This is a genomic window from uncultured Maricaulis sp., assembly GCF_963976135.1.
Classification (GTDB): Bacteria; Pseudomonadota; Alphaproteobacteria; order Caulobacterales; family Maricaulaceae; genus Maricaulis.
Genome location: NZ_CAXBKN010000110.1, coordinates 1 through 7,742, shown reverse-complemented (window position 1 = coordinate 7,742; position 7,742 = coordinate 1). Strand labels below are relative to the sequence as shown.

Here is a 7,742-nt window from a genome sequence, read left to right as displayed (position 1 = left end):
GATCCGGCAGCGACCGGCGCCTATGCCCTGCCGACACTGCGCACGCTGATCGACAGCAATATCCCGATGCTCGGCATCTGTCTGGGCCATCAAATGCTCGCCCTCGCCCTGGGTGGCCGCACCGTGAAAATGCCGCAGGGCCATCACGGCGCCAATCACCCGGTCAAGAATCACGAGACCGGCCAGGTCGAGATCGTGTCGATGAATCACGGCTTCGCGGTTGATGGTGCCAGCCTGCCCGAGGACGCAGTCGAGACCCATGTCTCGTTGTTTGACGGCAGTAATTGCGGCTTCCGCCTGACCGGCAAACCGGTCGAGGCCGTCCAGCACCATCCGGAAGCCTCCCCGGGGCCGCAGGACAGTTTCGGCGTCTTTACCCGCTTTGTCGGCTCACTGAAGGTCAGCGAACCGGCCTGACCCCCTTCCCCTGCGGCCAAATCACGGCAAGATGGCGCGATGCTCAACCGTCGCACCCTTCTTGCTGCCTCCGCCGCTTCCGGACTCGCCGCCTGCGCCCGCACCGGCACGCCGGCCGGCATGCTGCGCGTCGCGATCGAGACCCTGCCGGACAGCCTTGACCCGGCGCTCGGCGAATTCGCTTCGGCGGCGCTGGTCTACAAGCAGATCCATGCCGGCCTCACCGACTATGCCGCCGACGGGAGCGTCGCCCCCGGCATAGCGACCCGCTGGCGCGTCGCGCCTGACGGGCTGAGCTGGGTGTTCACTCTGCGCCAGGATGCGCGCTGGTCTGACGGGCACTCCCTGACAGCGCAGGATGTCGTCTGGTCGGCCCGGCGTCTGGTCGACCCTGAGCAGAGCTTTGCCAATCTGGGCGATTTCTTCGCCGTCGCGAATGCCCGCGCCGTCCTGGCCGGGGAGATGCCGCCTGAAGCGATGGGCGTCACCGCCCTGGACGATCACACCCTCGAAGTCCGGCTCGACACACCGCTGGGACTCCTGCCGACACTGATGCGTGAATTCTACCCCTTTCCGCGCCACGCTATCGAAGCCCATGGCCGAGACTGGGTCCGCCCGGAAAACATCGTCACCGCCGGCGCCTATACCGTCACGGCCGCCAGCCAGATGAGCCTCGATCTGGCCAAGAACCCGCATTTTGCCGGCGCCGCTGGCGTCGCGATCGAACGTATCCGCATCGACGCCGTGCGCGATGCCGGCACCCGCACGCGCATGTTCCGGGCCGGCGAATATGATCTCGCCGAAAAGCCGCCGGGCAATCAGATCGGCTATTGGCGCGAGCGCCTGGGGGAAAGGTTCCGCAGTTTCGACGCGCCGATCCTGCGTTACCTGAAGGTCAATCATGCCCGCCCGGCGCTGGTGGCACCCGCGACACGCCAGGCGCTGTCCGCCGCCATTGATCGCGGTTTCATCGCGGCGAATTTCTTCGACAATACGGCGCGCGCCACCCACCGCGTGATCCCGCAGGAAGATGAGCCCCTCGATCCGGTCGATCTGCACGGCTCGCGTCTGCGCCCGACGATTGATCGCGAATTGCCCGACCGCGTGGAAATCCGCACCGTTCCCGGTGTCAGCGAACAGATCGCCATCGCCATCGCCGATGACTGGCAACGGGTCGGCGTCGAGGCGGAGCTCCTGGTGAGCTATCCAACCGATCTTTACCAGGCCATCGATAGTGGCGATTTCGACATAGCTGTCGCCAGCTTCAATCGCGGGCTCAAATCCGATCCGTTTTTCATGCTCGATCCGTTCGCGCCGAGCGGATTTGCGGCCAATTTCAACTGGGACAGTCCTGATTTCGCAACCGCAATGGAAATGGCCCGGCGCGAGAGCGATCCGGTGGTCCGCGCCATCGCCTATCGCGAAGCCGAGCGCATCCTGCTCGCCGACCAGGCCGTCATCCCGCTTCTGCATGAGCGCGCGCACTGGCTGGTCAGCAACCGGGTCACGGGCACACGATCTGATGTGCAACCGATGTTGTGGCGCGATCTCGGCCTGGCAGACGCCTGACCGGGATCTGCCGTCAACGGATTACATGTGAAGCCTCATATAAAGTCTCGCCATGGCGGCGATTCCCGGTTAGGAACCCGCTTCAGCACTAAATCATTCCGTCCACCCGGCGCTGCCACCCGCAGCGGCAGGCCGGACGCGCGCGCACGTGAGACTGGAAACCCATGCCCAAACGCACCGACATCAAATCCATCCTGATCATTGGCGCAGGTCCGATCGTCATCGGCCAGGCCTGCGAATTCGATTATTCCGGGGTGCAGGCGGTGAAGGCGTTGAAGGCCGAGGGCTACCGGGTGATCCTGGTCAATTCCAACCCGGCGACGATCATGACCGATCCGGAGCTCGCCGACGCGACCTATATTGAACCCATCACGCCGGAAATGGTCACCAAGGTGATCGAGATCGAGCGCCCTGATGCCCTGCTGCCAACCATGGGCGGCCAGACAGCGCTCAATTGTGCCCTTGAGCTCGACCGGCGCGGCGTGCTGGATCTGTTCAAGGTCGAGATGATCGGCGCCAAGGCCGATGTCATCGATAAGGCCGAGAACCGCCAGCGCTTCCGCACCGCCATGGAAAAGATCGGCCTGGAGAGCCCGCGCTCGGCCGTCGTGCATACCATGGAGGAGGCCGAGGCGGCGATGATCGAGATCGGTCTGCCGACCATTATCCGCCCCTCCTTCACGCTCGGTGGCACGGGCGGTGGCATTGCCTATAATGTCGAGGAATTCCGCCTGATCTGCCAGAGCGGGCTCGATGCCTCGCCGGTCGATGAAATCCTTGTCGAGGAGAGCATTGTCGGCTGGAAAGAGTTTGAGATGGAAGTCGTCCGCGACAAGGCGGATAATTGCATCATCATCTGCTCGATCGAGAATATCGACCCGATGGGCGTGCATACCGGCGATTCCATCACCGTCGCCCCGGCCATGACCCTGACCGACAAGGAATACCAGATCATGCGCTCGGCCTCGATCGCCGTGCTGCGCGAAATCGGTGTCGAGACCGGCGGCTCCAATGTCCAGTTCGCGGTCAATCCGGCCGATGGGCGCATGGTCGTCATCGAGATGAATCCGCGCGTTTCACGCTCCTCGGCCCTGGCCTCGAAGGCGACCGGTTTCCCGATCGCCAAGGTCGCTGCCAAGCTGGCGGTCGGCTATACGCTCGACGAAATCGACAATGACATCACCCGCGGCGCGACCCCGGCCAGTTTCGAACCGACCATCGATTATGTCGTCACCAAGATCCCGCGCTTTGCCTTCGAGAAATATCCCGGTGCCGAGGCGACGCTCTCGACCTCGATGAAATCGGTCGGCGAAGCGATGGCGATCGGTCGCACCTTCCAGGAAAGCATGCAAAAAGCCCTGCGTTCGCTGGAAACCGGCCTGTCGGGCTTTGACGATATGGCCCTGCCCGGCGTTGAAGAAGCCGTCGACGAGACGGCCCGCAAACAGGCCGTTCGCGCGGCACTCGCGATCGCGAGCCCGGACCGGCTGCTGGTGATCGCCCAGGCTTTCCGCGAGGGGTTGTCGCTGGAAGAGATCCGCGCCACCTCGCTATACGAACCCTGGTTCCTGCGCCAGATCGAAGAAATCGTGCTGGTCGAGGGCGACATCTCGACGCTCGGTCTTCCGGCCGATGCCACCGCCTTCCGCGCCCTCAAGGCGATGGGCTTCTCCGATGCGCGCCTGGCGCAATTGACCAATCAGGACGAGGCCGCCGTGCGCCGCGCCCGCCGCGCGCTGGGCGTGCGCCCCGTCTTCAAGCGCGTCGACACCTGCGCCGCCGAATTCGCCTCGCCGACACCCTATATGTATTCCTGCTACGAAACGCCGGCCTTTGATGGCAGCGTCGAATGCGAGTCCGAACCGACCGGACGCAAAAAGGCGATCATCCTCGGTGGCGGACCCAACCGGATCGGCCAGGGCATCGAATTCGATTATTGCTGCTGCCACGCCGCCTTTGCCTTCGCCGACATGGATATCGAGTCCATCATGGTGAACTGCAATCCGGAAACCGTCTCGACCGATTACGACACCGCCGACCGCCTCTATTTCGAGCCGCTGACGATCGAGGACACGCTCGAACTGATCGAGACCGAGCGCTCGAATGGCACCCTGCTGGGCGTTGTGGTTCAGTATGGCGGCCAGACCCCGCTCAAGCTGGCCAGCGAACTGGAAGCGGAAGGCGTGCCGATCCTCGGCACTGCGCCGGACGCGATCGATCTCGCCGAGGACCGCGAGCGCTTCAAGGAATTGCTCAACCAGCTCGATCTGCGCCAGCCGCCCAATGTGATCGTCCATTCCGAGGACGAAGCGCGCGCCGCAGCCGAAAAGCTTGGCTTTCCGCTCGTGCTACGCCCCTCCTATGTGCTCGGCGGCCGCGCGATGGAAATCATCCGCGAGACCGACAGCCTGGAACGCTATCTGCGCGATGCCGTCAATGTCTCGGGCAAGTCCCCGCTCCTGCTCGACCGCTACCTGACCGATGCCGATGAAGTCGATGTCGATGCGATCTGCGATGGCGAGACGGTCTGGGTTGCCGGCGTGATGCAGCATATCGAGGAAGCCGGCGTGCATTCCGGCGACAGTGCCTGCTCCTTGCCGCCCTATTCGCTGTCGGCCGGGATGATCGCCGAACTCAAGCGCCAGACCGTCGCCATGGCGATGGCGATCGGCGTCAAGGGACTGATGAACGTCCAGTTCGCGGTCAAGGATGGCGATATCTTCGTGCTCGAAGTCAATCCGCGCGCCTCGCGCACCGTGCCCTTCGTCGCCAAGGCGATCGGACTGCCCGTTGCCAAGCTGGCCGCCAAGGTGATGGCCGGCGCGCGTCTGGCCGATTTCAAGCTGAAGGATCCGGCACCAAAACATGTCTCCGTCAAGGAAGCCGTGATGCCGTTTGCGCGCTTCCCCGGCGTCGATCCGGTGCTCGGGCCCGAAATGCGCTCGACCGGTGAGGTCATGGGCATCGACACCACGTTCGAAGCCGCCTTCGCCAAGGCCGAACTCGGCGCCGGCATTCACCTGCCGCGCAAGGGCAGTGTCTTCATCTCGCTGCGCGAGGGGGACAAGGCAGCGATGATCGAACCGGCGCGCGTGCTGGCCATGCTCGGCTTCAAGATCCTGGCCACCGGCGGCACGGCGAAGACCTTCGCCGATGCGGGCGTTCCGGTGACGCGAGTCAACAAGGTGTTCGAAGGCCGGCCCCACATTGTCGATCTGATGAAGAATGGCGAGGTACAGCTGATCTTCAACACCACCGAGGGCCGGCAATCGCATCTCGACAGCTATTCGATCCGGCGCAGCGCGCTGGAGGCGAAAATTCCTTGCTACACAACCGCTTCGGCTGCCCGCGCCGCGATCATGTCGATGCGGCGAATTGAGGAAGGCGCGCTCGAACCGCGTGCTCTGCAGACCTACTCTTGATGGTATGCAGCTCTGGCGCTAGCCTATTTTTATTTCCCGTAGTTAAGTGGTCGCATGAACAAGATCCCTATGACCGTCGCAGGGCAAAAAGCCCTCGACGAAGAACTGAGACGTCTCAAAAGTGAAGAACGCCCGGCGGTGATCGCGGCGATTTCCGAGGCACGTGAGCATGGCGATCTCTCCGAGAACGCCGAATATCACGCGGCCAAGGAGCGCCAGGGCTATATCGAGGGCCGAGTGCAGGAGCTTGAGGACAAGCTCGCGCGCGCCCAGGTTATCGATGTCACCAAGATGGGCGGCGCCACCGTCAAATTCGGCGCCACCGTCACCGTGCTCGACGAAGACACTGAAGAGCAGGCGACCTATCAGATCGTCGGCGAGGACGAGGCCGATGTGCATGCGGGCAAGATCTCGATCTCCTCGCCGATCGCGCGCGCCATGATCAACAAGGAAGTCGGCGATGTCGCCGAGGTCAATGCGCCCGGCGGGCTGAAATCCTATGAGATCATGAAAGTCGAGTGGGGCTGAGCCCCTCGACAGCCAGGCAATGAAAAGCGGCCGGGGCGATGCTCCGGCCGTTTTCGTTTGCTAGCGAATGACCGGCCTGCGTCAGCGCAGCCCTGTCAGGTAATCGGCCGGGTCGACGCGTTCGCCTTCATGGCGAACCTCAACATGCAAATGCGGGCCGGTCGCGATGCCGGTCTGGCCGACCGTACCCAGAACACTACCGATCGACAGGACTTCTCCGGGTTCGACGGCAAGAGAAGACATATGGGCGTACAGCGTCGACCAGCCATCGCCATGATCCACCACCACCGTATTGCCCCAGTTATCGGAGCCTTCAAACCCCATTTCAGCGTGTGTGACGACGCCGGCGGCGGGCACATGGATATCAGTGCCCTCCGGAGCACCGATGTCTGTACCGCCATGGAACCTATTCGCCCCCAGCGGTCGGCTCGGCCGTTGACCGAAACCGCTAGTCACGCGGCCTTCGAGAACCCGATGGACGAAGTCGACCTGACCGCTTGCCATGTCCACCCGGACCCGCCCCTCGGCGATCGTCTTGCCGGGCCCCTCGGTTCCCGGCACCGGATGTTGAACCGTGATTGTGTCGGCTATCACGCGCATCTCCGTCTGAGGCGCGATCTGTTCAACCGGCGCGCTGACCACGCGCCGCGGCGTCACCGTGGCCTGGGCGCAAGCGACAGGAATGGCGAGAATCAGTACGGCGCCCGCGGTGAGAAGGGAGTGTCTGACGGTCTGGCCGCCGGAAAGAATGGCTTTGATACGCATTTCCCTTTGTCTCCTGTTGTAAGGACCGAAGGCAGAGACGGGCTGGGCCGAGCTCCGCATGGTTTCAATCAAAGTCGCCGCATAGGCCTTGCACTGGGTGCGTCCGAGCGCCTGGATGGCGTCGGAGTCGCAGGCGATTTCGCGGGCGGCATCCAGTTCGCGTTCGACCTGGCGCAGCGGCCAGTTGAACCAGAGCGCGATGGTGAGCGCCGAGCCGAGCAAACGGTCGCGCTCATCGCCGCGGCGCAGATGACAGAGCTCATGGACCAGGGCGTGGCGTGCCAGTTCCGGCGTCTGCAGCAGGCGCTCAGGCGCGACAATCACCCCGCGCCAGCCGGTCAGGAAGGGCGAGGCAGCGCTGGAACAAAGGCGCAATTCCGGCGCCGGCAGGGCCAGTTTCCCGGCCTCGCGATCCAGCAGAATACGTTCAGACGCGTCGGCGATCCGGCTGCGTGCCAGCAGCCGGCGACGATGATGATGGCGCCGCAGGGCCAACAGCAGCGAGGCGATCAGGCCGATGGCATAGACAGCCGCCAGCTGGATTTCCAGCGATGGCAGTGTCAGGGCAGCGGGTGTGGCAGTCAGGGCGTCGCGCACCGGAACCGCGGCAGGCAGGTCCAACGCCGTTTCATCGATGAATTCGAGCGCCGGCATGGGCGGCAGGGTTTGCGGGATCGCATACAGCAAAGGGGTCAGCAATAGCGGCAAGATCGCCACCAGGCGCGCGCTGCGCCACAAGGCGGGGGATGATTGCCCGGTGCGGGCCTGCAGGGCCAGACCGGCCAGCCAGGCCAAGCCGGCCGCCGGCAGGGTGAGCGCGGCCCCGATCAGCAGGGCTGTGAGGAAACCACTCATGCCTCGCCCTCCCCCGGTTCATCCGCCCCGGCCTCGGCCTCGAGCAGACGCGTCAGGGCTGCAGCTTCCTCCTCGGAGAAGAGACGGCTGCCGGCGAAGGCCGTGGCCGGGAGCGGGCCGTCGAGATCGAGCACATTGGCCGCGAAATCGCGGATCATCTGCCCCATCAGCGCCACCTTGCCGACC

At 64.1% G+C, this 7,742-nt stretch carries 5 protein-coding genes and 1 pseudogene; 4 read left to right on the top strand and 2 right to left on the bottom strand.

Going from position 1 to position 7,742, the window contains the following annotated elements:
* The 4 genes from AAC023_RS12630 to greA form a co-directional block, all read left to right on the top strand.
* The coding region (locus AAC023_RS12630; protein ID WP_339741552.1) for a gamma-glutamyl-gamma-aminobutyrate hydrolase family protein at positions 1 to 417 on the top strand (417 nt) is incomplete at its 5' end.
* A 39-nt stretch (positions 418 to 456) separates the two neighbouring features.
* Positions 457 to 1,986, top strand: a complete 1,530-nt coding sequence (locus AAC023_RS12625; protein WP_339741551.1) for a peptide ABC transporter substrate-binding protein — start codon at positions 457 to 459, stop codon at positions 1,984 to 1,986.
* A gap of 164 nt (positions 1,987 to 2,150) precedes the next feature.
* Positions 2,151 to 5,408 (top strand): carbamoyl-phosphate synthase large subunit, encoded by a 3,258-nt coding sequence (gene carB, locus AAC023_RS12620; RefSeq protein ID WP_339741550.1) that lies wholly within the window; start codon positions 2,151 to 2,153, stop codon positions 5,406 to 5,408.
* A gap of 54 nt (positions 5,409 to 5,462) precedes the next feature.
* Positions 5,463 to 5,936, top strand: coding sequence for a transcription elongation factor GreA (greA, locus tag AAC023_RS12615; RefSeq protein WP_339741549.1), 474 nt, complete (start codon positions 5,463 to 5,465; stop codon positions 5,934 to 5,936).
* A gap of 81 nt (positions 5,937 to 6,017) precedes the next feature.
* On the opposite strand, the gene AAC023_RS12610 is transcribed toward greA, so the two are convergent.
* Complete coding sequence (locus AAC023_RS12610; protein WP_339741548.1) at positions 6,018 to 7,556, bottom strand: M23/M56 family metallopeptidase; 1,539 nt, start codon at positions 7,554 to 7,556, stop codon at positions 6,018 to 6,020.
* A pseudogene (locus tag AAC023_RS12605) lies at positions 7,553 to 7,742 on the bottom strand (BlaI/MecI/CopY family transcriptional regulator); the annotation flags it as partial. The gene AAC023_RS12610 and the pseudogene AAC023_RS12605, both read right to left, overlap by 4 nt.